The organism is Enterobacter sp. ECC-019 (assembly GCF_043974075.1).
In the GTDB taxonomy this organism is placed as follows: Bacteria; Pseudomonadota; Gammaproteobacteria; order Enterobacterales; family Enterobacteriaceae; genus Enterobacter; species Enterobacter asburiae_D.
Genome location: NZ_CP143759.1, coordinates 1 through 24,594 on the forward strand (window position 1 = coordinate 1; position 24,594 = coordinate 24,594).

25 protein-coding genes and 2 tRNA genes are annotated in these 24,594 nt (G+C 55.3%); 8 read left to right on the top strand and 19 right to left on the bottom strand.

The window, feature by feature from the left end; all coding sequences use genetic code 11:
- A complete protein-coding gene (gene diaA / locus V1566_RS00005; protein ID WP_003861754.1) occupies positions 1-591 on the top strand; it encodes a DnaA initiator-associating protein DiaA in 591 nt (196 codons plus the stop codon).
- Between the two features lie 9 nt (positions 592-600).
- Entirely contained in the window at positions 601-1,176 is a 576-nt protein-coding gene (gene dolP / locus V1566_RS00010) for a division/outer membrane stress-associated lipid-binding lipoprotein (RefSeq protein WP_024906379.1), read from the top strand.
- Positions 1,177-1,226: 50 nt separating this feature from the next.
- On the opposite strand, the gene V1566_RS00015 is transcribed toward dolP, so the two are convergent.
- Together V1566_RS00015 and V1566_RS00020 are read right to left on the bottom strand one after the other, a co-directional pair.
- Entirely contained in the window at positions 1,227-2,264 is a 1,038-nt protein-coding gene (locus V1566_RS00015; protein WP_395304753.1) for a permease, read from the bottom strand.
- A gap of 40 nt (positions 2,265-2,304) precedes the next feature.
- Positions 2,305-2,949, bottom strand: coding sequence for an NAD(P)H-binding protein (locus tag V1566_RS00020; protein WP_395304754.1), 645 nt, complete (start codon positions 2,947-2,949; stop codon positions 2,305-2,307).
- A 128-nt stretch (positions 2,950-3,077) separates the two neighbouring features.
- Between V1566_RS00020 and V1566_RS00025 the strand changes: the two genes are divergently transcribed.
- Positions 3,078-3,596 carry a type 1 glutamine amidotransferase domain-containing protein gene (locus V1566_RS00025; protein WP_023333577.1) on the top strand — a complete coding sequence of 173 codons (519 nt, stop codon included), beginning with the start codon at positions 3,078-3,080 and terminating at the stop codon, positions 3,594-3,596.
- Here the strand turns inward: V1566_RS00025 and V1566_RS00030 are convergent.
- Entirely contained in the window at positions 3,576-4,010 is a 435-nt protein-coding gene (locus V1566_RS00030; protein ID WP_032659732.1) for a YhbP family protein, read from the bottom strand. The genes V1566_RS00025 and V1566_RS00030 overlap by 21 nt on opposite strands.
- Before the next feature lie 14 nt (positions 4,011-4,024).
- On the opposite strand from V1566_RS00030, the gene V1566_RS00035 reads away from it, so the two are divergent.
- Positions 4,025-4,354, top strand: a complete 330-nt coding sequence (locus V1566_RS00035; RefSeq protein ID WP_045260079.1) for a GIY-YIG nuclease family protein — start codon at positions 4,025-4,027, stop codon at positions 4,352-4,354.
- Here V1566_RS00035 and V1566_RS00040 read toward each other — a convergent pair.
- Positions 4,341-4,844, bottom strand: a complete 504-nt coding sequence (locus tag V1566_RS00040) for a GNAT family N-acetyltransferase (RefSeq protein ID WP_023309324.1) — start codon at positions 4,842-4,844, stop codon at positions 4,341-4,343. The two genes, V1566_RS00035 and V1566_RS00040, sit on opposite strands and share 14 nt — an antisense overlap.
- Complete coding sequence (locus tag V1566_RS00045) at positions 4,838-5,362, bottom strand: SCP2 domain-containing protein (protein ID WP_023333580.1); 525 nt, start codon at positions 5,360-5,362, stop codon at positions 4,838-4,840. The genes V1566_RS00040 and V1566_RS00045 overlap by 7 nt, the downstream gene beginning before the upstream one ends.
- A gap of 211 nt (positions 5,363-5,573) precedes the next feature.
- Here V1566_RS00045 and V1566_RS00050 point away from each other — a divergent pair, with 211 nt between their 5' ends.
- The 3 genes from V1566_RS00050 (at position 5,574) to V1566_RS00060 (ending at position 8,541) form a co-directional block, all read left to right on the top strand.
- On the top strand, positions 5,574-6,569 hold the full coding sequence (locus V1566_RS00050) for a peptidase U32 family protein (protein WP_023309326.1): 996 nt from the start codon (positions 5,574-5,576) through the stop codon (positions 6,567-6,569).
- 7 nt (positions 6,570-6,576) lie between these two features.
- Entirely contained in the window at positions 6,577-7,455 is an 879-nt protein-coding gene (locus V1566_RS00055; protein WP_395304755.1) for a U32 family peptidase, read from the top strand.
- A 78-nt stretch (positions 7,456-7,533) separates the two neighbouring features.
- Complete coding sequence (locus tag V1566_RS00060) at positions 7,534-8,541, top strand: luciferase-like monooxygenase (protein ID WP_193941448.1); 1,008 nt, start codon at positions 7,534-7,536, stop codon at positions 8,539-8,541.
- An 89-nt stretch (positions 8,542-8,630) separates the two neighbouring features.
- Here the strand turns inward: V1566_RS00060 and mtr are convergent, their stop codons facing one another.
- From mtr to V1566_RS00120, 12 genes are all read right to left on the bottom strand, one after another.
- On the bottom strand, positions 8,631-9,875 hold the full coding sequence (mtr, locus tag V1566_RS00065; protein WP_395304756.1) for a tryptophan permease: 1,245 nt from the start codon (positions 9,873-9,875) through the stop codon (positions 8,631-8,633).
- 142 nt (positions 9,876-10,017) lie between these two features.
- Entirely contained in the window at positions 10,018-11,913 is a 1,896-nt protein-coding gene (locus V1566_RS00070; RefSeq protein WP_395304757.1) for a DEAD/DEAH family ATP-dependent RNA helicase, read from the bottom strand.
- Positions 11,906-11,986 (bottom strand): protein YrbN, encoded by an 81-nt coding sequence (yrbN, locus tag V1566_RS00075; RefSeq protein ID WP_097397692.1) that lies wholly within the window; start codon positions 11,984-11,986, stop codon positions 11,906-11,908. Before yrbN ends, V1566_RS00070 begins: the two co-directional genes overlap by 8 nt.
- Before the next feature lie 108 nt (positions 11,987-12,094).
- Positions 12,095-12,979: a lipoprotein NlpI gene (nlpI, locus tag V1566_RS00080; RefSeq protein ID WP_023309331.1), complete on the bottom strand. Its 885-nt coding sequence runs from the start codon at positions 12,977-12,979 to the stop codon at positions 12,095-12,097.
- A 108-nt stretch (positions 12,980-13,087) separates the two neighbouring features.
- Entirely contained in the window at positions 13,088-15,226 is a 2,139-nt protein-coding gene (gene pnp / locus V1566_RS00085; RefSeq protein ID WP_023309332.1) for a polyribonucleotide nucleotidyltransferase, read from the bottom strand.
- Between the two features lie 242 nt (positions 15,227-15,468).
- The gene (gene rpsO / locus V1566_RS00090) at positions 15,469-15,738 is read right to left on the bottom strand and encodes a 30S ribosomal protein S15 (RefSeq protein WP_003861789.1); all 270 of its coding nucleotides are present in this window, start codon (positions 15,736-15,738) and stop codon (positions 15,469-15,471) included.
- Positions 15,739-15,892: 154 nt separating this feature from the next.
- Positions 15,893-16,843 carry a tRNA pseudouridine(55) synthase TruB gene (truB, locus tag V1566_RS00095; protein ID WP_121424760.1) on the bottom strand — a complete coding sequence of 317 codons (951 nt, stop codon included), beginning with the start codon at positions 16,841-16,843 and terminating at the stop codon, positions 15,893-15,895.
- Positions 16,843-17,247, bottom strand: a complete 405-nt coding sequence (gene rbfA, locus V1566_RS00100; protein ID WP_003024988.1) for a 30S ribosome-binding factor RbfA — start codon at positions 17,245-17,247, stop codon at positions 16,843-16,845. The genes truB and rbfA overlap by 1 nt, the downstream gene beginning before the upstream one ends.
- 106 nt (positions 17,248-17,353) lie before the next feature.
- Positions 17,354-20,041, bottom strand: a complete 2,688-nt coding sequence (gene infB / locus V1566_RS00105; RefSeq protein ID WP_395304758.1) for a translation initiation factor IF-2 — start codon at positions 20,039-20,041, stop codon at positions 17,354-17,356.
- 24 nt (positions 20,042-20,065) lie between these two features.
- A complete protein-coding gene (nusA, locus tag V1566_RS00110) occupies positions 20,066-21,568 on the bottom strand; it encodes a transcription termination factor NusA (protein WP_029739628.1) in 1,503 nt (500 codons plus the stop codon).
- A gap of 28 nt (positions 21,569-21,596) precedes the next feature.
- Positions 21,597-22,049: a ribosome maturation factor RimP gene (gene rimP, locus V1566_RS00115; protein WP_032639709.1), complete on the bottom strand. Its 453-nt coding sequence runs from the start codon at positions 22,047-22,049 to the stop codon at positions 21,597-21,599.
- Positions 22,050-22,256: 207 nt separating this feature from the next.
- Positions 22,257-22,333, bottom strand: a tRNA-Met gene (locus V1566_RS00120).
- A 287-nt stretch (positions 22,334-22,620) separates the two neighbouring features.
- On the opposite strand from V1566_RS00120, the gene argG reads away from it, so the two are divergent.
- On the top strand, positions 22,621-23,967 hold the full coding sequence (gene argG, locus V1566_RS00125; protein WP_014833433.1) for an argininosuccinate synthase: 1,347 nt from the start codon (positions 22,621-22,623) through the stop codon (positions 23,965-23,967).
- A gap of 152 nt (positions 23,968-24,119) precedes the next feature.
- Here the strand turns inward: argG and V1566_RS00130 are convergent.
- Both V1566_RS00130 and secG read right to left on the bottom strand, forming a co-directional pair.
- Positions 24,120-24,206 (bottom strand) — tRNA-Leu (locus V1566_RS00130).
- Between the two features lie 9 nt (positions 24,207-24,215).
- On the bottom strand, positions 24,216-24,548 hold the full coding sequence (secG, locus tag V1566_RS00135) for a preprotein translocase subunit SecG (RefSeq protein WP_023333590.1): 333 nt from the start codon (positions 24,546-24,548) through the stop codon (positions 24,216-24,218).
- Positions 24,549-24,594: the final 46 nt, after the last annotated feature.

Below are 24,594 nucleotides of genomic sequence, written 5' to 3' on the forward strand. Positions count from 1 at the left end.
GTGCTCGAAAGAATTAAAGTGTGCTTCACAGAAAGCATCCAGACTCAGATTGCCGCGGCGGAAGCCCTTCCGGATGCTATCTCGCGTGCCGCAATGACGCTGGTGCAATCCCTGCTTAATGGCAACAAAATCCTCTGTTGTGGCAACGGCACGTCAGCCGCCAACGCACAGCATTTTGCTGCCAGCATGATCAATCGCTTTGAAACAGAACGCCCGAGTTTACCCGCCATTGCACTTAATACCGATAATGTGGTCTTAACGGCGATTGCTAACGATCGTCTGCATGACGAAATTTACGCAAAGCAGGTGCGAGCCCTGGGTCACGCCGGAGATGTGCTGCTGGCCATCTCCACGCGCGGCAATAGCCGGGATATTGTCAAAGCCGTTGAAGCTGCAGTCACCCGCGACATGACAATCGTGGCCTTAACCGGCTATGACGGGGGTGAGCTGGCGGGTCTGCTTGGGCCGCAGGATGTGGAAATCCGCATTCCTTCTCACCGGAGCGCGCGTATTCAGGAGATGCATATGCTCACGGTGAACTGCTTATGTGATTTGATCGATAACACGCTTTTCCCTCACCAGGATGATTAAGGAGTTCTTATGAAGGCTTTATCGACCCTCGCAGTCCTTATGTCTGCATTACTGCTTCAGGGATGTATCGCTGCGGCCGTTGTGGGTACCGCTGCCGTAGGCACCAAAGCGGCAACCGATCCACGCTCTGTGGGGACGCAGGTGGATGACGGTACGCTGGAGCTGCGCGTCAACAGTGCGCTGTCGAAAGACGAACAAATCAAGAAAGAAGCGCGTATCAACGTGACGGCTTATCAGGGCAAAGTGCTGCTGGCAGGCCAGGCGCCGAATATGGAGCTCGCCTCTCGCGCGAAACAGATTGCGATGGGCGTTGAAGGGACCACAGAGGTGTTTAACGAAGTGCGTCAGGGCAAGCCAATTGGCCTGGGTGACGCCTCTTCCGATACCTGGATCACCACCAAAGTGCGCTCCCAGCTGCTGGGCTCGGACCAGGTGAAATCCTCCAACGTGAAAGTGACGACTGAAAACGGCGAAGTGTTCCTGCTGGGTCTGGTGACCGACCGTGAAGGGAAAGCGGCGGCGGATATCGCCAGCCGGGTGAGCGGCGTGAAGCACGTCACCACCGCGTTTACTTACATCAAGTAAGCCACATCTTACTGTAGGCCCGGTAAGCGCTAGCGCCACCGGGCTTTTTTTTACAGCAACGCAATACTCCCCACCATCACCCCGCTCAACGCTACCAGTCCCGCGGTCAGCCACAGTGCTTTCGCCGGGAACGACTTACGCAGCATGATAAGCGACGGCAGGCTGATCGCCGGCAGCGTAATCAGCAGCGCCAGCGCCGGGGCGGCCCCCATGCCAGCCAGCATCATGGTCTGAACAATCGGGATTTCCGCCGCCGTTGGGATCACGAAGAGGCAGCCTGCAACGGCCATCGCAATGACCCACATCAGCGTGTTGTCGATAGCGCCATCCGCATGCGGGAAGAGCCAGACGCGCGCCGCCCCCAGAACCAGCACTGCCAGGATATAGACCGGGATGGTGCTCCAGAAAAGTTGCCAGAGCGCCCTGCCCCAGCGCGCAAAGAAGCCCCCTTGCGGTTCGCTGACGTCCAGCTCAACGGCTGCGGATTCTGCGGCAGTATCCTTCACCAGTTTTTGCACCAGCGTCGCCACCACCAGCACGGTCAGCAGCCCGGCGACCAGACGGATGAACGCGAAATGCCAGCCCAGCACAAAGCCCATAAACACCAGCGTTGCCGGGTTGAGCAGCGGGTTCCCCATCCAGAACGCCAGTGCGCCGCCCATCGACACGCGCTGACGACGCATCCCCGCAGCCACGGGCGCGGCACAGCAGGAGCACATCATGCCCGGCAGGGAGAAAATCGTTCCCAGCAGCGTGCCCTGAAAGCGCGGCTGCCCAAGGGTTTTCACCAGCCAGTTACGGGGGATCAACACCTGAATCAGCGAGCCCAGGATCACGCCTAAGACGGCGGCTTTCCAGACGGCAAGGAAGTAGACCATGGCGTAATCCCACGCCGCCTGCAGCGGGCTGGATTCAGCCTGTGCGAGAATAGATTTACCGATGCTGTGCGTTTCGGCGGCGGTGAAGGCTTTACCGTAGTACGGCTGCCATTTCACGTACCAGAGGCCAACAATGACCACGAGAAAGAAGAGTGCGGGCTTCCACCATTGAACAGGTGTTGCCGCCTGAGATGAAGACTGACCAGTCATAGCATTCCCCGGAGAGTATTAGGTTATTAGCCGGGGGAGTTTACGCCTCGCCCTGCGCGATTTCACGCAGTTTTGCCGAAGGGATAATGTTTACGCCCGCTTTCGACGGGGCCAGTCCCTCTTTTAACATCGCGCGGGCGACGTCCCGCGCCTCAATGGATTTCCAGTTGCCGGGAAGGATGCGAAACAGCGGGGCCAGTATCGACTCGTTAAATCGGCGTTCGTCCCGGTGGCCGATCAGCATCGAGGGGCGCACAATCGTCAGTTGCTCCCATTTCTGCGTAATTAGTGCATCCTCCATCTTGCCCTTCACCTTGTTGTAGAAGAAAGGCGATCCGGCATTGGCCCCCAGCGCGCTAACCACCAGAAAATGTTTGGCCCCCAGCTTTTTCGCCGTGAGTGCGGTATCCACCACCAGCGTATAGTCGGCGTGGATAAATGCCTCTTTGCTGCCCGCCTCCCGCCGCGTGGTGCCCAGACAGCAAAAGGCGATATCAATAGGATCCTGGACCTGCGCCAGCGCGTCCGTCAGCTGAGGATCGTGCGGATTAAAGACGCCAGATAAATCTGCCAGCGGTCGACGCGTCGGGGCGGCGATATAGTTTACGCGGCGATCCTGAATCAGCAGCCGCAGCAGATGATCGCCCACTAACCCGGTGGCACCCGTAATCAATACCTGACTCATCTTATCCCCTTTACAGAATTGTCCGTTTGCGAACTCAGCGTCGTCGACCACACTTAGAAGTCTGTTACAGGTAAGTATTTACCACAAGCGGAGAAAAATCAGTCTGAAGCCAAAACAACGGAGGAAGCATGGGCAAGAAAATCGCAGTCTTGATTACCGACGAGTTTGAAGATTCAGAATTCACCTCTCCAGCAGAGGCGTTCCGCAAGGCGGGACATGAGGTCATCACCATTGAGAAAGAAGCGGGTAAAACGGTGACAGGCCATAAGGGCGAGGCGACCGTAACCATCGATGAGACCATCGATAACGTGAGCCCCTCAGATTTTGACGCCCTGCTGTTACCCGGCGGCCATTCCCCGGACTCCCTGCGCGGAGACGAGCGCTTCGTGACCTTCACCCGGGACTTTGTCTCCACCGGCAAACCGGTCTTTGCCATCTGTCACGGCCCGCAACTGCTCATCAGCGCAGAAGTGGTCCGCGGGCGTAAGCTTACCGCCGTGAAACCGATCGTTATCGATCTGAAAAATGCGGGGGCCGAGTTTTACGATCAGGAGGTGGTCAACGACAAAGACCAGCTGATCACCAGTCGTACCCCGGACGATCTCCCGGCGTTTAACCGCGAAGCGCTACGCCTGCTCGGCGCGTAGCCAGTGCAGCTTCTTGCCAAAGCCCAGGGTGTTGTCGGTAAATTTCAGCTCATCAAGGCGGATTTCCCACACCGGGGCTTTTAGCGCAGCGGCAACGGGAAAGCGGCGCGTGTAGAGCTTACGGCGCGCGTCGCTCTCTTCGCCGTCCAGACGACGGATCTCACCTTTGAACTGCACGCCGCGGATCAGCGCGACCGTTTTCGGCTGGCCATTTACCGTCCCCGCGACCTTTGCCTGCTGGCCGGTCATCTGCGCATGACGCGTTTTGTCTTCGCTCATGACGTAAAAAGCCACGCGCTCAGGATCGTAGTAGTAAAACGCATTTGCGCACCACATCTCACCCTCGTCACAGACGCACCAGGTGACAACATGCTGCTTCGCCAGCCAGCGGTTAATGGCGGCCAGTGTTTCCATTTTCGTTCTCTCTCATGCTATGGTGCGTTCACCTTAACATACTGAATCTGTTTACCGTGTGCTGGTTTCTCTATCTTGTCCGAACCGCTGATAACGCCCTCTACACCGGGATCACCACCGATGTGGCGCGGCGTTTTTTACAACATCAAACGGGAAAAGGGGCAAAGGCGCTGCGGGGGAAAGGGGAATTACAGCTCGCCTTCTCAGCGGCCGTCGGCGACCGATCGCTGGCGCTCAGGCTGGAATACCGCATCAAGCAGCTGACGAAGCGCCAGAAAGAGCGCCTCGTGACTGGAGACGGCTCCTTTGAGGCGCTACGAGAGAGCCTGATTAAAAGCGATTGAAATGGTCGTGGTACTCGACCAGGCCATTGACGCCGTTGAGCGCATCGTCCGCCAGGCGATGGACCTGGAAAGCGGATTCCGTACCCGGCCAGCGGCAGCGCAGATCGTAATGCGCGGCCTGCTCAAAGCCTAAACGGCCATAGAACGCCGGATCGCCCAGCGTGACAACGGCCGCATAACCGAACTCATTGAGCGAATCCAGCCCTTCATAGACCAGCTGGCGTGCCAGCCCCTGCCCGCGATAGCTTTCATCTACCGCCAGCGGTGCCATGCCTACCCACTGCAGCTCTTCGCCCTGAACGATGACCGGACTGAAGGCAACATAGCCCACCACCTGACCTTCGTCATCGGTGGCAACCAGCCCCAGCGTAATCAGGCCGTCTTCGCGAAGGTCGTGGACCAGTTGGGCTTCGGCATCGCTCGCAAAGGCGCGGCGTAACAACGCATCGATCCCCGGCGCATCAATCCCAATTTCGACTCGAATCAGCATGGCTCACCTACTGAAGTGTGTTTACCGTCCGGCGGGGTTTTCAGCCCGGCCTCAACGAAATCTGCCATTTGCATTAACATCACGCGCAGCGCTTTCGGCATCTGCTCCAGCTCAATGGCATCCATTAAATTCTTAACGTACAGGCCCAGCTCCGTGTCGCCTTCAATTACCAGACGGCGCTGGAAGAAGAGCGTATCCGGATCCTGCTTACGCGCGGCGATCATCAGCAGATCGCTGGCGTTGGCGCTAAAACTCACATCCGCCTCGGCGGATTCACGTACGATCAGCTGGTCATTCTCAACGGAGGTAAACCAGCGCAGCCCGATGTCACGCACTTCAATGCTTAACCAGCGGCCTTCCAGGAATTCCAGCTCGCCATCCTGCAGCGCCTGGCGGAACTGCCAGCTCAGGACCTGCTCCAGCACCTGGCGTTTAAGCGCGAACGGCGCCAGCTTGACCGGCACGCTCAGCATTGATGGACCAAATTGTACGAGACGTGAACGCAGTTTATCCAGCACGAGCTTTACTCCCTGATATCTATAGTCCTGCTATTTTGCCATATCCGAAGCGCAACATAGCGGCGTAAATCAACAAACCGTCTTCAGTCGTACCTCATTATTGGTGCCATCAATACGCCATTAGCTGCCTTAAATCAAAAATTGTCGCGTATGGGTTAATTAAAATCCCAGCTCGTTAACAATTTTGCGATCGACTACATCAGGATAAATTATGGAGCTGCTCTGCCCTGCCGGAAATCTTCCGGCGCTTAAGGCGGCCATCGAAAATGGGGCCGATGCGGTCTATATCGGGCTGAAAGATGACACCAACGCCCGCCATTTTGCTGGCCTCAACTTTACGGAGAAAAAGCTTCAGGAAGCCGTTAACTTCGTTCATCAGCACCGCCGCAAGCTGCATATCGCCATCAATACCTTTGCTCATCCTGACGGCTACGCCCGCTGGCAGCGCGCAGTGGATATGGCGGCACAGCTGGGTGCCGATGCACTGATCCTGGCCGACCTCGCCATGCTTGAGTATGCGGCAGAACGCTATCCCCATATTGAGCGCCACGTCTCTGTTCAGGCATCTGCCACCAACGAAGAGGCCGTACGTTTTTACCATCAACACTTCGACGTGGCCCGCGTGGTGCTGCCGCGCGTGCTCTCTATTCATCAGGTTAAGCAACTCGCGCGCGTCACGCCAGTACCGCTGGAGGTTTTTGCCTTTGGCAGCCTGTGCATCATGGCCGAAGGCCGTTGCTATCTTTCCTCTTATTTAACCGGTGAATCGCCGAATACCGTCGGAGCCTGCTCCCCTGCCCGCTTTGTTCGCTGGCAGCAAACCCCGCAGGGGCTGGAGTCGCGCCTGAATGAGGTGCTGATTGACCGCTATCAGGACGGTGAAAACGCCGGTTATCCAACCCTGTGTAAAGGCCGCTATCTGGTCGACGGCGAGCGCTACCACGCGCTGGAGGAGCCTACCAGCCTTAACACGCTGGAGCTGCTGCCGGAACTACTGGCGGCTAATATTGCCTCGGTGAAAATCGAAGGTCGTCAGCGCAGCCCGGCCTATGTGAGCCAGGTGGCGAAAGTGTGGCGTCAGGCCATCGACCGCTGCATGGCGGATCCGCAGAACTACGCTCCGCAGCAGGCCTGGATGGAGACGCTCGGATCGATGTCCGAAGGCACGCAAACCACGCTAGGCGCGTATCACCGTAAATGGCAGTGAGATAATCATGAAATATTCATTAGGACCGGTACTCTACTACTGGCCAAAAGAGACGCTGGAAGATTTTTACCAACAGGCCGCCACCAGCAGCACCGATGTGATTTACCTCGGCGAAGCGGTGTGCAGCAAGCGCCGCGCCACCAAAGTGGGCGACTGGCTGGATATGGCGAAAAGCCTGGCCGACAGCGGCAAGCAGGTGGTGCTTTCAACGCTCGCGCTGGTGCAGGCGTCTTCCGAACTGGGTGAGCTGAAGCGCTACGTCGAAAACGGCGAGTTCCTGCTGGAAGCGAGCGATCTCGGCGTGGTGAACATGTGCGCTGAACGCAAGCTGCCGTTTGTCGCGGGTCATGCCCTGAACTGCTACAACGCCGTTACCCTGCGTCTGCTGCTCAAACAGGGGATGACGCGCTGGTGCATGCCGGTAGAACTCTCTCGCGACTGGCTGGCTAACCTGCTTAACCAGTGCGACGAGCTGGGCATTCGAAATCAGTTTGAAGTGGAAGTGCTGAGCTATGGGCATCTGCCGCTGGCCTATTCCGCCCGCTGCTTTACCGCGCGCTCGGAAGACCGCCCGAAAGACGAATGCGAAACCTGCTGCATCAAGTACCCGAACGGACGTAGCATGCTTTCGCAGGAGAATCAGCAGGTGTTTGTCCTGAACGGCATTCAAACCATGAGCGGCTATGTCTATAACCTCGGCAACGAGCTGGCGTCGATGGACGGTCTGGTGGATATAGTTCGGCTGTCGCCGCTGGATACCGACGTGTTCGCGATGCTTGACGCCTTCCGCGCCAACGAAAACGGTGCCGCTCCGCTGCCGCTGACGGCAAACAGCGACTGCAACGGCTACTGGAAGCGTCTGGCCGGACTGGAATTGCAGGCGTAAAAAAGGCTCACTTTGTTAACAACGGTTATCATTTTTTAATGCAGTATTAAAGATTCACCGTCGACAAAGTGAGCTGTTATGACTGACAAAACCATTCCGTTTTCGGTGCTGGATCTGGCGCCGATCCCACAAGGCTCCTCGGCAAGAGAAGCCTTTTCGCACTCTCTGGATCTGGCTCAACTGGCCGAAAAGCGTGGCTATCACCGCTACTGGCTGGCCGAACACCACAACATGGTGGGCATTGCCAGCGCCGCCACCTCGGTACTGATTGGCTATCTGGCAGCAAATACGACTACCCTGCACCTGGGCTCCGGCGGCGTGATGCTGCCTAACCACGCTCCGCTGGTGATTGCCGAGCAGTTTGGCACCCTGAATACCCTCTATCCGGGGCGTATTGATTTGGGTCTTGGTCGTGCGCCCGGCAGCGACCAGCCGACCATGCGCGCCCTGCGCCGCCATATGAGCGGCGATATCGATAACTTCCCGCGCGACGTGGCCGAGCTGGTGGACTGGTTCGACGCGCGCGATCCGAACCCGCACGTGCGCCCGGTACCGGGCTACGGTGAGAAGATCCCGGTGTGGCTGTTAGGCTCAAGCCTCTACAGCGCACAGCTCGCCGCACAGCTGGGGCTGCCGTTTGCCTTCGCCTCGCACTTCGCACCGGATATGCTGCATCAGGCGCTGCATCTTTACCGCACGAACTTTAAACCGTCCGAGCGTCTGGAGAAACCGTACGCGATGGTGTGTATCAACATCATTGCCGCCGACAGCAATCGCGACGCGGAATTCCTGTTTACCTCCATGCAGCAGGCGTTTGTGAAGCTGCGCCGCGGTGAGACGGGTCAGTTGCCGCCGCCGGTGGAGAATATGCATCAGTTGTGGTCAGCCTCGGAGCAATATGGCGTTCAGCAGGCGCTGAGTATGTCGCTGGTAGGCGATAAAGCGAAAGTGCGTCACGGGCTGGACGCGGTGCTGCGCGAAACGCAGGCGGATGAAATTATGGTTAACGGCCAGATTTTCGATCACCAGGCGCGTTTGCATTCGTTTGATTTGGCCATGCAGGTGAAAGAAGAGTTGGTGGGGTAGCCATTGTTTCGCCCGGTGGCGCTACGCTTACCGGGCCTACGGGATCGCGTAGGCCGGATAAGGCGTAGCCGCCATCCGGCACAAAAGACTCACTGATACACAGGCAGCAGATTAAAACTCGACAGCACGTGTACCAGGGCATTGCCAGCACCAAACACCAGGATCAGCGCAATCATCGGCTTACCGCCCCAGACGCGGAATTTCGGGCTGCCGAAGCGTTTACGTGATTTACGTGCCAGCAGCGCTGGCACAATCGCCGCCCAGATAGTTGCCGCCAGCCCTGCATAGCCGATGGCGTACAGGAAGCCGTTCGGCCACAGCAGACCGCCCACAATCGGTGGCAGGAAGGTCAGCAGCGCGGTTTTAAAACGCCCCATCGCAGAATCATCAAAGCCAAACAGATCCGCCAGGTAGTCAAACAGGCCCAGGGTTACGCCGAGGAAAGAGCTCGCCACCGCAAAGTTAGAGAAGACCACCAGCAGCAGATCCAGACTGCGGCTGTTCAGCACGCCGCTCAGCGCCTGCACCAGCACGTCGATGTTACCGCCCTTCTGGGCAATGCCGATAAATTCCGGACGCGGGATGTTGCCCATCGTCCCCAGCAGCCAAATCACATACAGCCCCAGCGCCAGCAGCGTGCCGTAGACCAGACACTTCACAATGGTGCGCGGATCTTTGCCGTAGTACTTCATGAGGCTCGGCACGTTGCCGTGGTACCCGAACGACGCCAGACAGAACGGCAGCGTCATCAGCAGGTACGGCGTATAGGAGGTGTTCACCTCGGCGACATTAAACAGCGTGGCGGGCGTCACGTGCCCCAGCAGGCTGCCGAAGGTCAGGAAGAAGGTGATGACCTTAGCGCCTAATACAATCGCCGTCATGCGGCTCACCGCTTTGGTACTCATCCAGACGATAAACGCCACTGCCAGCGCAAAACACAGCCCCGCCAGACGCGCCGGAACGTTCAGCGACATCTCCGAGAAGGTGTGATGCAGAATCGAGCCGCTCGCCGAAATATACGCATAGGTCAGGATATAGAGCACAAACGCGATGGACAGCCCGTTCACCAGGTTCCAGCCTTTGCCCAGCAGATCTTTGGTAATGGTGTCGAAGCTGGAGCCAATGCGGTAGTTCAGGTTTGCTTCGAGGATCATCAGCCCGGAATGGAGCATGCAGAACCAGGTGAAGACCAGCGCGGCCAGCGACCAGAAGAACCACGCACCGGACATGACCACAGGCAGGGAAAACATCCCGGCACCAATGATGGTTCCGCCGATGATCACCACGCCGCCAAGCAGCGAAGGTGACGTTTGGGTGGTGGTTAGTGTCGCCATACAGCCTTTTCTCCAGTCAATCATGCGGTTCTGCATTTTAATGTGACGCACTGTACCAGTACAAGAGTACAAAAGGAATAAAAAAAGCCCCGATAGCGCGTATCGGGGCTGTATATTTTACTTTACGTCAGTTGCGTAAGGCTTACGCGTCACGGCGACGGCTGGTGCCTTCGTCACGACGTGGGCCGCGATTTTCGCGACGCTCGCCGGAGAAACGACGTGGTTCACCGCGACCTTCGCTGCGGCCGCCTTCACGACGCTCGCCGCCGAAGCTGCGACCACCGCCACGACGTTCACCACCGCGGTCTGGACGTGGCTGTGCATCGCCCATCAGCTGCATGTTCATCGGCTTGTTCAGGATGCGGGTACGCGTAAAGTGCTGCAGCACTTCGCCCGGCATGCCTTTTGGCAGCTCGATGGTAGAGTGGGATGCGAACAGCTTGATGTTACCGATGTAACGGCTGCTGATGTCGCCTTCGTTAGCGATCGCGCCAACGATGTGACGAACTTCAACGCCATCATCACGGCCCACTTCAATGCGATACAGTTCCATATCACCCGCGTCACGGCGTTCACGACGTGGACGGTCTTCACCACCACGCTCTGGACGCTCACCACGTGGGCCACGGTCATTGCGGTCATTACGGTCGCCACGACGTTCGAAGCGATCGTCACGGTCACGGAATTCACGCTTAGGACGCATCGGCGCATCTGGTGGCACGATCAGGCTACGTTCGCCCTGAGCCATTTTCAGCAGTGCTGCAGCCAGGGTTTCCATGTCCAGCTCTTCGCCTTCAGCGGTAGGCTGAATCTGCGACAGCAGCGCACGGTACTGATCCAGATCGCTGCTTTCCAGCTGCTGCTGTACTTTCGCGGCGAATTTTTCCAGACGGCGTTTGCCCAGCAGATCAGCGTTTGGCAGGTCCGCTTCTGGAATGGTCAGCTTCATGGTGCGTTCAATGTTACGCAGCAGACGACGCTCGCGGTTTTCAACGAACAGCAGCGCGCGGCCAGCACGACCCGCACGACCGGTACGGCCGATACGGTGAACGTAAGACTCGGAATCCATCGGGATGTCGTAGTTCACAACCAGGCTGATACGCTCAACGTCCAGACCACGTGCTGCCACGTCGGTTGCAATCAGGATATCCAGACGACCGTCTTTCAGACGCTCCAGAGTCTGCTCACGCAGGGCCTGGTTCATGTCGCCGTTCAGCGCTGCGCTGTTGTAGCCGCTACGCTCCAGGGCTTCAGCCACTTCGAGGGTCGCATTTTTGGTACGCACGAAGATAATCGCCGCATCAAAATCTTCCGCTTCCAGGAAACGTACCAGCGCTTCGTTTTTGCGCATGCCGTACACAGACCAGTAGCTCTGGCTGATGTCCGGACGAGTGGTTACGCTGGACTGAATACGCACTTCCTGAGGATCTTTCATGAAGCGCTTGGTGATACGACGAATCGCTTCTGGCATGGTGGCAGAGAACAGCGCGGTCTGATGACCGTCCGGGATCTGCGCCATGATGGTTTCGACGTCTTCGATGAAGCCCATACGCAGCATTTCATCTGCTTCATCCAGTACCAGGCCGCTCAGTTTAGAGAGGTCCAGAGTACCGCGCTTCAGGTGATCCAGCAGACGGCCCGGCGTACCGACAACAATCTGTGGGCCCTGGCGCAGGGCGCGTAACTGCACGTCATAACGCTGGCCGCCGTACAGGGCCACCACGTTTACGCCGCGCATATGTTTAGAGAATTCCGTCATGGCTTCTGCAACCTGAACAGCCAGTTCACGGGTTGGAGCCAGGACGAGGATCTGCGGTGCACGCAGGTCCGGATCAATGTTGTTCAGCAGCGGCAGCGAGAATGCTGCAGTTTTACCGCTACCAGTCTGGGCCATGCCCAGCACGTCACGACCAGAAAGCAGGTGTGGGATACACTCAGCCTGGATCGGAGATGGTTTTTCGTAACCCAGATCGTTAAGGGCTTCAAGGATAGGAGCCTTCAGGCCCAGATCTGCAAAAGTGGTTTCGAATTCAGCCATGTAGTACAAGTGCCTCGATATTAATGGCGGCCAGTCTACTTAGCTCATCGTGAAAATGATTAGCAATTTTCATTGAAAAGTGTGAACCGGCTCAAAGTAGGTGTATTGACGAACAACAACGCCCTCACCAGTTAAGGTGATGGCAATCAAAAAGATTACGGGCTGATGTTTATGTCGTCAGCTATTGCTGGTCCGATTCTGCCAGGTCGTCATGCTCCTGGCCCAAGAGCGATAATTCCAACAATGCATAACGGTGCTCAACGAAGTTGTGTACGTTGTTAGCAACCGCTAATTTGAACAGTGCCGTAGCGCTGTCCATATCCCCCAGACTTAGGTAGTACTTACCTAAATAGAAGTTGGTTTCACTGAGATGCTCAGCGAGCGAGGTGTTATCCGTTGCGTCCGCCTTGAGGCGTTCCATCAGCGTTGCTTCGCTAATGTTGCCCAGGTAGAACTCGACAATGTTCCATCCCCACTGTTCCTTGTCCGATTTATCGAAGCGCTGTTTCAGTGCCTCTTTTGCCTGCTTCTCATCGAGCTTCCGCTCAACGATGTAAAGCCACAGGCTACGGAAAGGATCATTAGGATCGTCTTGATAAAACGCCAGCAGATCATCTTGCGCTAACTTATCACGACCGCCGTAATACAATGCGATACCGCGATTCAAGTGCGCGTAGTTGTAAGTTGGATCAAGCTCAAGTACAGAATCAAACGCTTCATAGGCAGCATCAAAATTGCCTGCCTGCGTTAAATAAATGCCTAAGTAATTGAATACTTCAGGCATATCAGGTCGGATAGCCAGCGCTTGTGAAAAATCATTTCGCGCCAATGCCCTCAGACCGAGACTATCATACAACACTCCGCGCTCATATAAAAGCTGTGCGCGTTCTTCATCGGTTAAAGCCCGACTGGCAAGAATTTGTTCCATGCGTGCCAGAATCACTTCCTGCTGCAAAGTCGGTTGCAATGGCACTGCGAGGACTTCGCTCTTACGCCAGGCAGAGTTGCTGCATCCTGCCAGCGTTAAAGCTGTCGCAACGAAACACCAGCGCAAAAAAGGCTTCATTTCCCACTCCCGAAGACAACTATTGGATGAACGTCCTGTCCCCCGGCGGCTTAACAAGGCGTCCTGCCTGATAATAGGCCCTCCGCAAAGCGGAGGGCAAATGGCAACTTACTCGCCTTGCTGTTCTGCTGCCTGTGCTTCTGGCGCAGCAGCTGGCTGAGACTGCTCGGTTGCTTCTTTAATGCTCAGACGGATACGGCCCTGGCGATCAACTTCCAGAACTTTCACCGGTACTTCCTGACCCATCTGCAGGTAATCGGTCACTTTCTCAACGCGCTTGTCAGCGATCTGAGAGATGTGAACCAGACCTTCTTTACCGCCACCGATGGCAACGAACGCGCCAAAGTCAACGATACGGGTCACTTTACCGGCGTAGACACGGCCCACTTCGATCTCTGCAGTGATTTCTTCGATGCGACGGATAGCGAATTTCGCTTTCTCGCCGTCGGTTGCTGCGATCTTCACAGTACCGTCATCTTCGATTTCGATCGTGGTGCCAGTCTCTTCGGTCAGCGCACGGATTACGGAACCGCCCTTACCGATAACATCTTTGATCTTGTCTGGATTGATCTTGATGGTGTGGATACGTGGAGCGAACTGAGAAATGTCGCCACGCGGCGCGTTAATCGCCTGTTCCATCACGCCCAGGATGTGCAGACGCGCACCTTTAGCCTGGTTCAGAGCAACCTGCATGATCTCTTTGGTGATACCTTCAATTTTGATATCCATCTGCAGCGCAGAGATACCTTCGCGGGAACCCGCTACTTTGAAGTCCATATCACCCAGGTGGTCTTCGTCACCCAGAATGTCAGACAGAACAACGAAGTTGTCACCTTCTTTCACCAGACCCATTGCGATACCCGCAACGGCGGCTTTGATTGGCACGCCTGCATCCATCAGCGCCAGAGAGGCACCACACACGGAAGCCATGGAAGAGGAACCGTTGGATTCGGTGATTTCAGACACTACACGTACGGTGTACGGGAATTTGTCTGCTTCTGGCATGACTGCCAGTACGCCGCGCTTCGCCAGACGACCGTGACCAATTTCACGACGCTTCGGCGAACCAACCATACCGGTTTCGCCTACGGAGTACGGAGGGAAGTTGTAGTGGAACAGGAAGCTGTCAGTGCGCTCGCCCATCAGTTCGTCGATGATCTGTGCGTCACGTGCAGTACCCAGGGTCGCGGTAACCAGCGCCTGCGTTTCGCCACGGGTGAACAGCGCGGAACCGTGAGTACGTGGCAGAACGCCAGTACGCACATCCAGACCACGGATCATGTCTTTTTCGCGGCCATCGATACGCGGCTCGCCTGCCAGTACGCGGCTACGAACAACGTTTTTCTCAATAGCGTGCAGGATGTCGCTCAGTTCGTTAGCATCCAGCGCTTCGTCTTCAGCAACCAGGGTCGCGATAGTTTCAGACTTGATCACGTCAACCTGAGCGTAACGCTCCTGTTTGTCAGTGATGCGGTATGCATCGCTCAGACGAGATTCTGCCAGGGCTGCAACGCGTGCGTTCAGCGCGTCGTTTGCCGCTTCTGGCTGCCAGTCCCAACGTGGTTTACCGGCTTCTTTCACCAGATCGTTGATGTTCTGGATAACGATCTGCTGCTGGTCGTGGCCAAATACCACAGCGCCCAGCATCTGGTCTTCGCTCAGCAGTTCAGCTTCGGATTCAACCATCAGCACAGCGGCTTCAGTACCCGCAACAACCAGGTCCAGCTTACTTTCTTTCAGCTCTTCCTGAGTTGGGTTCAGCACGTACTGGTCGTTGATGTAGCCAACGCGCGCGGCACCGATTGGACCATTGAATGGAATACCAGACAGCGACAGGGCAGCGGATGCGCCGATCATGGCAACGATGTCCGGGTTAACCTGTGGGTTAACGGAAACAACGGTCGCGATAACCTGTACTTCGTTAACGAAGCCTTCCGGGAACAGCGGACGAACCGGGCGGTCAATCAGACGCGCAATCAGGGTTTCGCCTTCGCTTGGACGGCCTTCACGACGGAAGAAACCACCCGGGATTTTACCGGCAGCGTAGGTACGCTCCTGGTAGTTAACGGTCAGCGGGAAGAAGTCCTGACCTGGTTTAGCTTTTTTCTGGCCAACAACGGTAACGAATACCGCAGTGTCATCCATGCTTACCATAACGGCAGCAGTAGCCTGACGTGCCATCATGCCGGTTTCCAGCGTGACGGTATGTTGACCGTACTGGAATTTACGAACGATCGGATTCAGCAAAGTTCTGTCCTTTCTTAAATGTTTGACAGCACACCACCGGTGTGCTGTCGATTTGACCCGACCTTCTTCGCATCCTCGCGACTAATGACAACCAACACCCCCATGGGTGAAGCCTCTCATTAGCCGCGCGAACCTCTGCAATGAAGATCATTTATAGCAACAATACAATAGTTTCCAGTGAATTGCTGCCGTCTGGTTGAAAAAAGGGGCCATCAGGCCCCCTTTTCTGAAACTCGCAAGACTTAGCGACGCAGACCCAGACGCTCGATCAGCGCGGTGTAGCGTGCAACATCTTTACGTTTCAGGTAGTCGAGCAGTTTACGACGCTGAGAAACCATACGCAGCAGACCACGACGGCTGTGGTGATCTTTTTTGTGCTCTGCAAAGTGACCCTGCAGGTGGTTAATCTGTGCAGTCAGCAGTGCAACCTGAACTTCGGTAGAACCGCTGTCGTTAGTACCACGACCAAACTCAGAAACGATTTTAGCTTTAGCTTCAACGCTTAGAGACATTTTCAAACTCCAAAGTATAAAGAATGTAAGGATGCCGATCTCTAATTCAGCAATCCAATGTACGCCCCGCAGATTGTTAAACAATTTACCAGGCGTTAAGCGGCGATATTCTACTCGTCTCCCCTGCTTATCGCAAGGTGAGCCGTTATCACCGTCACGCGTCGACCGGATATTCGACGACCAGACGACGCGGCGCAACGCGCCCTTCACCGTCCATTTCGCCCATACCGATGAATTTCCCTTCGTCACCTTCAGTCACGCGTACCAGTCCTTCCAGCGGCGCTTGTGCCGTACGAACCGGGTTGCCGTTCTTAAAGTAAACGGACGATGTTAAAGGAAGATTAACAACCGGGAAGTCCGCTGCCGGACTGTCCATCGGCATCAGCAGTGGATCCAGCAAATCTGCCGGCGCGATCCCCTGCGCTTCCGCCTGTTCTACCAGCTCGCGCAGATGTTCCAGGGTCACCATCCGCTCCACCGGGTACTTGCTCACCGCCAGACGACGCAGGTAAATCACATGCGCGCCGCAGCCCAGCTTTTCACCGAGGTCGTCGATGATAGTGCGAATATAGGTCCCTTTCGAACAGTGCACTTCCAGCTCCAGTTCATCACCCTCGTGGCGAATAAACAGCAGCTCATACACGGTTATCGGACGAGCTTCACGCGGGACGTCAATGCCCTGGCGCGCATATTCGTAGAGCTTCTTGCCCTGATATTTCAGCGCCGAATACATCGATGGCACCTGCATCGTGTCCCCACGGAAGCTCTCCAGCGCCGCATCAAGCTGCTCTGCGCTGAAGGTCACCGGGCGCTCTTCCACCACCTGGCCATCCGCGTCGGAGGTATCCGTGCGCTGGCCCAGTTTAGCGATAACGCGGTAACGCTTATCGGAGTCGAGCAGGTACTGGGAAAACTTTGTCGCCTCTCCCAGGCAGACCGGCAACATGCCGGTTGCCAGCGGATCGAGCGCGCCGGTGTGGCCCGCACGGTTGGCGTTATAAATACGCTTAACTTTTTGCAGCACGTCGTTGCTGGAAGCGCCCTGGGGTTTATCCAGAAGCAGCACACCATGCACGTCGCGACCGCGACGACGAGGACGACTCATTAGTCCTCCTTGCTGTCGTCCGCCGGGTTAACACGACGCTCGTCGTCATGTTTAACCACGCTGGTCACCAGGTTGGACATACGCATACCTTCAACCAGCGAGTTGTCGTAGAAGAAGGTCAGTTCAGGCACGATACGCAGGCGCATCGCTTTGCCAAGCAGGGAGCGGATGAAACCAGAGGCTTCCTGCAGCGCTTTAATGCCGTTTTTCACTGCTGCTTCGTCCTGATCGTTCAGGAAGGTGACGAACACTTTTGCATACGCCAGATCGCGGGACATTTCGACACCGGAAACGGTGGTCATCATGCCGACGCGCGGGTCTTTAATTTCACGTTGCAGAATGAGTGCGATCTCTTTCTGCATTTCCTGCGCTACGCGCTGAGGGCGACCAAATTCTTTCGCCATAATAAATTCTCCAGACAAAAAAGGGGCTAAAGCCCCTTTTTTAAATTATTGCCGGGTGGCGCTTCGCTTACCCGGCCTACGTCAGCCAATCTTCAGTCGACGAAGATTAAGCGATGGTACGCTGAATTTCGATGATCTCGAATACTTCGATCATATCGCCAACGCGAACGTCGTTGTAGTTCTTCACGCCGATACCACATTCCATGCCGTTACGGACTTCGTTAACGTCATCTTTGAAGCGGCGCAGGGATTCCAGCTCGCCTTCGTAGATAACCACGTTGTCACGCAGTACGCGGATTGGGTTGTGGCGCTTAATGTTACCTTCGGTAACCATACAGCCCGCGATCGCACCGAATTTCGGTGATTTGAACACGTCACGTACTTCAGCCAGACCGATGATCTGCTGTTTCAGCTCAGGAGACAGCATGCCGCTCATCGCTGCTTTCACTTCGTCGATCAGGTTATAGATGACGGAGTAGTAGCGCAGATCCAGGCTTTCGGCTTCAATCACTTTACGCGCAGATGCATCCGCACGAACGTTGAAGCCAACCAGGATAGCGTTGGAGGCAGCAGCCAGGGTAGCGTCGGTTTCGGTGATACCACCCACGCCAGAACCGATGATCTTCACTTTCACTTCGTCAGTAGACAGTTTCAGCAAGGAGTCGGAGATCGCTTCCACAGAACCCTGAACGTCAGCTTTCAGAACGATGTTCACTTCGTGAACTTCGCCCTCGGTCATGTTGGCAAACATGTTCTCGAGTTTAGATTTCTGCTGACGAGCCAGTTTAACTTCACGGAATTTGCCCTGACGGTACAGTGCCACTTCACGCGCTTTCTTCTCGTCACGCACAACGGTCACTTCGTCACCGGCAGCCGGAACACCGGACAGACCCAGGATTTCCACTGGAATGGACGGACCCGCTTCCAGGACTTCCTGACCCAGTTCGTTACGCATCGCACGAACGCGACCGTATTCGAAGCCACACAGAACGATGTCGCCCTTGTTCAACGTACCTTCACGAACCAGAACGGTTGCAACCGGACCACGACCTTTATCCAGGAAGGATTCGATCACCGCGCCGCTCGCCATACCATTACGGATCGCTTTCAGCTCCAGAACTTCAGCCTGCAGCAGGATCGCGTTCAGCAGGTCGTCAATACCGGTACCCGCTTTAGCAGATACTGGGATGAACTGCGCTTCACCGCCCCACTCTTCCGGCATAACGCCGTACTGAGACAGTTCGTTCTTCACGCGGTCCAGATCGGCTTCTGGCTTATCGATTTTGTTGACTGCAACAACCAGAGGCACCTGCGCCGCTTTCGCGTGCTGGATAGCTTCGATGGTCTGTGGCATCACGCCGTCGTCTGCGGCAACAACCAGGACAACGATATCCGTTGCCTGAGCACCACGAGCACGCATTGAGGTAAACGCTGCGTGGCCTGGGGTATCCAGGAAGGTGATCATGCCGTTTTCGGTTTCTACGTGGTAAGCACCGATGTGCTGGGTAATACCACCCGCTTCACCAGAGGCAACCTTAGTAGAACGAATGTAGTCAAGCAGAGAGGTTTTACCGTGGTCAACGTGACCCATGATAGTCACAACCGGTGCACGCGGTTCAGCCGCAGCGCCAGTATCACGGTCGCTCATTACTGCTTCTTCCAGCTCGTTTTCACGACGCAGGATAACTTTGTGGCCCATCTCTTCAGCAACCAGCTGTGCGGTTTCCTGATCGATCACCTGGTTGATGGTCGCCATGGCGCCCAGTTTCATCATCGCTTTGATGACCTGAGAGCCTTTAACCGCCATCTTGTTCGCCAGATCGCCAACGGTGATGGTTTCACCAATCACGACGTCACGGTTTACGGCCTGAGCAGGCTTCTGGAAGCTCTGCTGCAGAGCGGAACCTTTACGCTTACCGCCTTTACCACCGCGAACGGCAGCGCGTGCTTCTTCACGGTCCGCTTTGGATTCAGCGTGCTTGTTGCCTTTTTTCGCCGGACGCGCAGCTTTAGTACTGCGAGTACGACCGCGACCACCTTCAACTTCACGGTCGTTGTCGTCTTCAGCCTGGCGTGCGTGCTGAGAAGTGGTCACGTGATAATCGCTGGTGTCTTCAGTCGGTTCAGCGGTATTCACACCGTTCTTCTCGTTTTCTTCTGCCATACGGCGCGCTTCTTCAGCCACACGGCGAGCTTCTTCTTCCAGCTTACGGCGGGCTTCTTCTTCCGCTTTACGCTTCAGCTCGGCAGCTTCATTTTCACGGCGGGCTTTTTCAGCCTGGGCGGTTTTTGTCATTTCGTCGGTCTGTTGATTGCTCACTTTGTCTTTTTCCGCAGCGTCACGCTTCACTTTATCACTTGCGTCGCGTTTCGCTTTTTCTGCGGCCTCACGTTCAGCTTTTAATTCTGCTTCACGTTTGGCGGTTGCTTCCGCCTCACGCTGAGCTTGTTCTTCCGCTTCACGCTGTGCCTGCTCTTCCGCGGCAAGGCGTTCTGCCTCTTGCGGATCACGTTTTACAAAGGTGCGCGTCTTGCGGACTTCAATTTGTACCGATTTGCTTTTGCCACCGGTACCAGGGATGTTTAACGTGCTACGCGTTTTGCGCTGCAGCGTTAACTTGTCAGGCGTTGAACCGTGTTCACGGTTCAGGTGCGTTAACAAGGTTTGTTTTTCTTGCGCGGTCACCGAGTCATCAGCGGACTTCGGGATCCCTGCATCAGCAAATTGCTGTACCAGGCGGTCCACGGAGGTCTGAATCTCAGCAGCCAGCGATTTTACAGTTACATCAGTCATGCTGTTCCTTCCTGCTACAGTTTATTACGCTTCGTCGCCGAACCAGCAAATATTACGTGCGGCCATGATGAGCTCGCCGGCTTTCTCGTCGGTTAAACCTTCGATATCAGCCAGGTCATCAACGCCTTGCTCAGCGAGATCTTCCAGCGTACAAACACCACGGGCAGCCAGCTTGAACGCAATCGCACGATCAAGACCTTCCAGATTCAGCAGGTCATCAGCCGGCTTCTTATCGCCAAGGCTTTCTTCCTGAGCCAGCGCCAGGGTGGTCAGTGCGTTTTTAGCGCGTTCACGCAGGGCTTCAACGGTTGGTTCATCCAGACCGTCAATTTCCAGCAGCTCTTTCATTGGCACATAGGCCAGTTCTTCCAGCGTAGAGAAACCTTCTTCAACCAGAACAGTGGCGAAGTCTTCGTCAATATCCAGGTATTTAGTGAAGGTATCGATCGCCGCATGGGCTTCAGCCTGATGCTTAGCCTGCAGGTCATCAACGGTCATTACGTTGAGTTCCCAGCCGCTCAGCTGTGACGCCAGGCGTACGTTCTGACCGTTACGGCCGATTGCCTGCGCCAGGTTGCCCGCTTCAACAGCGATATCCATGGTGTGTTTGTCTTCGTCAACAACGATAGACGCCACATCAGCTGGAGCCATTGCGTTGATCACGAACTGCGCCGGGTTGTCATCCCACAGAACGATATCAATACGTTCGCCGCCCAGCTCAGTAGAAACTGCCTGGACACGCGCACCGCGCATACCGACGCAAGCACCGACCGGGTCGATACGCTTGTCGTTGGTTTTCACCGCAATTTTCGCACGGGAGCCCGGATCGCGAGCCGCCGCTTTAATCTCGATTACTTCTTCACCGATTTCCGGTACTTCGATACGGAACAGTTCTACCAGCATTTCTGGTTTAGAACGGGTCACGAACAACTGTGCACCACGCGCTTCAGGGCGAACGGCGTACAGAACGCCGCGGATACGGTCGCCTGGACGGAAGTTTTCACGCGGCAGCATATCTTCACGCAGGATCACGGCTTCAGCGTTACCCGGCAACCCTTCGGATTTGATCTCCAGGGAGATGTTGTCGCGGTTCACTTTCTTCACCACGCCGGTGATGATTTCGCCTTCCTGATCGCGGAACTGATCGACAACCAGCGCGCGCTCGGCTTCGCGAACTTTCTGCACGATAACCTGTTTAGCGGTCTGGGTCGTGATACGGTCGAAGGTGACAGATTCAATCTGATCTTCAACGTACTCGCCCACGTTCAGACTTTCGTCTTCAAAACGGGCGGCTTCCAGCGTGATCTCTTTGGTCGGCTGGGTCACTTCTTCAACGATTACCCAACGACGGAATGTATCGAAGTCACCGCTTTTACGATCGATTTCTACGCGAACATCGATCTCTTGTTCGTATTTTTTCTTGGTTGCTGTAGCCAGTGCACTTTCCAGCGCTTCGAAAATCTTCTCACGCGGCAGTGATTTCTCGTTGGAGACGGCTTCAACAACAGCCAAAATTTCTTTGTTCATCGCGGGCTTTTCACCTCAATCCAGACTGTTAAAAGTGGGGAACCAGGTTCGCCTTCTGGATATTACTCAGCGCGAACACTTCATCTTTGCCGTCGACTGTCACCGTGATCATTTCACCATCAACGGCTTTGATAATTCCCTGCCATTTACGGCGGTTCTGTACGGCCATACGCAGAACGAGAGCCACTTCTTCACCGGTAAAGCGCACGTAGTGCTCGGCCGTGAACATCGGGCGATCGAGGCCAGGTGAGGAAACTTCCAGGTTGTACGCAACGGTAATCGGGTCTTCAACATCAAGAACCGCACTCACCTGGTGGCTGACATCAGCACAATCATCAACATTGATGCCATCTTCACTATCAATATAGATGCGCAGCGTCGATGTACGGCCGCGAACGAATTCGATGCCGACCAGTTCGTAGCCCAGTGCTTCGACCGGTGCAGTAATCATCTCTGTTAATTTTTGCTCTAATGTGGACAAGCCCACCCCCAAGACATAAAAAAAGGGCGTAAAGCCCAGTTATTCTGTAGTCAGATAACAAAAAACCCCGATAAATCGGGGCTTTAGATAACTGAACCCTATAGCCACAACTGTGGCCTGGAGCACTTTCCGAAAGAATTTTTTCAAATCCAGCTACGAAGGCTCTAAGTCTTCACAGTATATTTGAAAAAGAACTTTATGGGAAAGTGGTTGCGGGGGCCGGATTTGAACCGACGACCTTCGGGTTATGAGCCCGACGAGCTACCAGGCTGCTCCACCCCGCGCCTGAAACGTGGCAAATTCTACGCGTTTTGGACAGAATTTGCAAATAATGCTGGGATTTGGTACCGAAGACGGGACGTAAAATCGGCGTTTAGTATATTGATAGTTGACCCCACCTGTCAAGGCGACTTCCGCCAGATCGATCAGACCAAAATTTTTACAAAAAACGCACGACTCTCTTCCGGTCTTCGCCAAAAGATGATTAAATGAATACTCACTTATTTTGCATAAAAATGCACAATAGAGCGAAAGCGGTCTCTAATCAGTCAATCAAGCAGGGTTTTATTCTATGACGACGATTCTCAAGCATCTTCCAGTTGGACAACGTATTGGCATCGCTTTCTCAGGTGGCCTGGATACCAGCGCTGCACTGCTGTGGATGCGCCAGAAGGGAGCGGTTCCGTATGCCTATACTGCGAACCTGGGTCAGCCGGATGAGGACGACTATGATGCCATTCCTCGTCGCGCTAAAGAGTATGGTGCAGAGAACGCGCGCCTGATTGACTGCCGTAAGCAACTGGTCGCTGAAGGTATCGCGGCTATTCAGTGTGGTGCGTTCCATAACACCACCGGCGGCCTGACCTATTTCAACACCACCCCGCTGGGCCGTGCGGTCACCGGTACCATGCTGGTTGCGGCAATGAAAGAAGACGGCGTCAACATCTGGGGTGACGGTAGCACCTATAAAGGTAACGATATTGAACGTTTCTATCGTTATGGCCTGCTGACCAACGCCGAACTGCAGATCTACAAGCCGTGGCTGGACACCGACTTCATCGACGAGTTAGGTGGCCGCCATGAGATGTCCGAGTTTATGATCGCCTGCGGTTTTGACTATAAGATGTCAGTCGAGAAAGCCTATTCCACCGACTCCAACATGCTGGGTGCGACGCACGAAGCGAAGGACCTGGAATTCCTGAACTCCAGCGTGAAGATCGTTAACCCGATTATGGGCGTGAAGTTCTGGGACGAGAACGTGAAGATCCCGGCAGAAGAAGTGACCGTGCGTTTCGAACGCGGCCATCCGGTTGCGCTGAACGGTAAAACCTTCTCTGATGATGTTGAGCTGATGCTGGAAGCTAACCGTATTGGCGGTCGCCACGGTCTGGGCATGAGCGATCAGATTGAAAACCGCATCATCGAAGCGAAAAGCCGTGGCATCTATGAAGCCCCGGGAATGGCCCTGCTGCACATCGCTTACGAGCGTCTGCTGACCGGCATTCACAACGAAGACACCATTGAGCAGTATCACTCTCATGGCCGTCAGCTGGGTAAACTGCTGTATCAGGGCCGCTGGTTCGATCCACAGGCGCTGATGCTGCGTGATGCGCTGCAGCGTTGGGTGGCAAGCGCGATCACTGGTGAAGTGACCCTGGAACTGCGCCGCGGTAACGACTACTCCATCCTGAACACCGTGTCTGACAACCTGACCTATAAAGCAGAGCGTCTGACCATGGAAAAAGGTGAATCCGTGTTCTCGCCGGACGATCGTATTGGTCAGTTGACCATGCGTAACCTGGACATCACCGATACCCGTGAGAAGCTGTTCAACTATGTCGAAAATGGCCTGCTCTCCGCCAGTTCCGGTAACGGCCTGCCGCAGGTTGAGAACCTGGAACACAGCGATAAGAAGTAATCGACAGCAAGTCATACAAAAGGCGCCCAACCGGCGCCTTTTTTGTTTGGTGTTTGTAGGGCGGGTAAGCGCAGCGCCACCCGCCATTTTGCCCGCCACACAATATACAGACGAAAAAAAAGACGTCTTTCGACGTCTTTCTTCTGGAATATTGGTACCGAGGATGGGACTCGAACCCACAAGCCCGTTAGGGCACTACCACCTCAAGGTAGCGTGTCTACCAATTCCACCACCTCGGTACAGAATACTTAGTGCGGGATATCGCTGGTTGGCTTAGCCGGTGCAGCTGGCTGAGTCTGCTCAGTTTTCGCTGGCGCGCTCAGGTTTTCCCACTCGCTTCCTTTGCTGGTCTTGTTGCTGTTGATATTGCCAAGCACCAGACTGATGATGAAGAACAGCGTAGCCAGAATCGCCGTTGTGCGGGTCATGAAGTTCGCAGAACCACTTGAACCAAACAGCGTACCGGAAGCGCCTGCTCCGAAGGAGGCTCCCATATCAGCGCCTTTACCTTGCTGCAGCATAATCAGCGCTACTAGAGCGATGGCTACAATAAGGAAAATAACTAAAAGAGCTTCGTACATAATCAACCTGTTCCTTGCGGATTTGCCGCATACCAATGCTTCGACC